Genomic DNA, 1,250 nt, shown 5'->3' with positions numbered 1-1,250 from the left:
CGGTTTGGTTGACTCCAGCGCTGTGAGGATTTTGGTTCTCGCGGGAGGATGGTCAACGTGCCGAAAGCATTTCCCAAGGAGTTCAGGAACGATGTTGTCGCGGTCGCGCGTCGGGGCGAGGCCCCGATCAGTCGGATCGCGAAGGACTTCGGTGTCTCGGAGTCGTGTCTGCAACGGTGGCTCAAGATCGCGGACGTCGAAGATGGCATCAAGCCCGGTGTGACTCAGGCCGACGAGGCCGAGTTGCGCGAGGCGCGCAAACGCATCCGGTTGCTCGAGCAGGAGAATGAGATCCTCCGGAGAGCGGCGGCGTATCTGTCGCAGGCGTCACTCCCCAAATGATGTTCCCGCTGGTCCACGAGTTGGCCGCTGATCGGATTCCGATCGCGGTGACCTGCCGGGTGCTGGGCTTTTCGAAGCAAGCGTTCTTCCGGTGGCGTGCGAACCCGGTCTCGCAACGCGACTGGGACAACGCTCACCTCACGAACGCGGCGGTCGATCTTCACCGCGACGAACCCGCGTTCGGGTATCGGTTCATCTCCGACGAGATCGAAGCTGAGGCCGGGCTGGCAGCGTCGGAGCGGCGGGTGTGGCGGTTGTGTTCCGAGCAGCGGCTCTGGAGCGTGTTCTCGAAGAAACGCGGCCTGAACCGCAAAGCGGGGCCTCCGGTGCATGACGATCTCGTGCTTCGCGATTTCACCGCGACCCGGGCGGACCAGTTGTGGTTGACCGACATCACCGAACATTGGACCGATGAAGGGAAGCTGTATCTCTGCGCGATCAAAGACGTCCATTCAAACCGGATCGTCGGATACTCCCTCGATTCGCGGATGACCGCGGAGCTCGCCGTCGCCGCGCTCCGTAATGCCGTCGCGCTTCGTGATCCGGTCGGAACGACGCTGCACTCAGACCGCGGGTCGCAGTTCCGGTCGCGGAAGTTCGTCGAGCTGCTCCGAGAAGTCGGGATCACCGGGTCGATGGGCCGGGTCGGTGCATGCGCGGACAACGCCGCGATGGAGTCGTTCTTCGCGCTGCTGCAGAAGAACGTCCTCAACAAGAAACGGTGGCATTCGAGACAGGAACTCCGCCTCGAGATCGTGACCTGGATCGAGCGAACCTACCACCGCCGACGCCGACAACGACGACTCGGAAGACTCACCCCAATCGAGTTCGAGATAATCAACTCAGAGGCCGCTCACGCGGCCTGAAAACCCCAAACAAGACGAGTCAACCAAACCGTCAGCAGTCCC

The 1,250-nt window shown here is 62.3% G+C and carries 1 protein-coding gene; it reads left to right on the top strand.

Annotated elements, in window-relative coordinates:
* The first annotated feature begins 57 nt into the window (after window positions 1-57).
* Window positions 58-1,208, top strand: a protein-coding gene (locus ACIOSY_RS17865) for an IS3 family transposase (protein ID WP_400855558.1) whose coding sequence is annotated in 2 segments (ribosomal slippage) — window positions 58-325 and window positions 325-1,208 — 1,152 coding nt in all. Because the reading frame shifts where the segments join, the coding sequence is not laid out codon by codon here.
* Window positions 1,209-1,250: the final 42 nt, after the last annotated feature.

Source organism: Microbacterium sp. NPDC087665, assembly GCF_044743285.1.
GTDB lineage: Bacteria > Actinomycetota > Actinomycetes > Actinomycetales > Microbacteriaceae > Microbacterium.
This window is presented reverse-complemented; position numbering and strand designations above follow the sequence as displayed.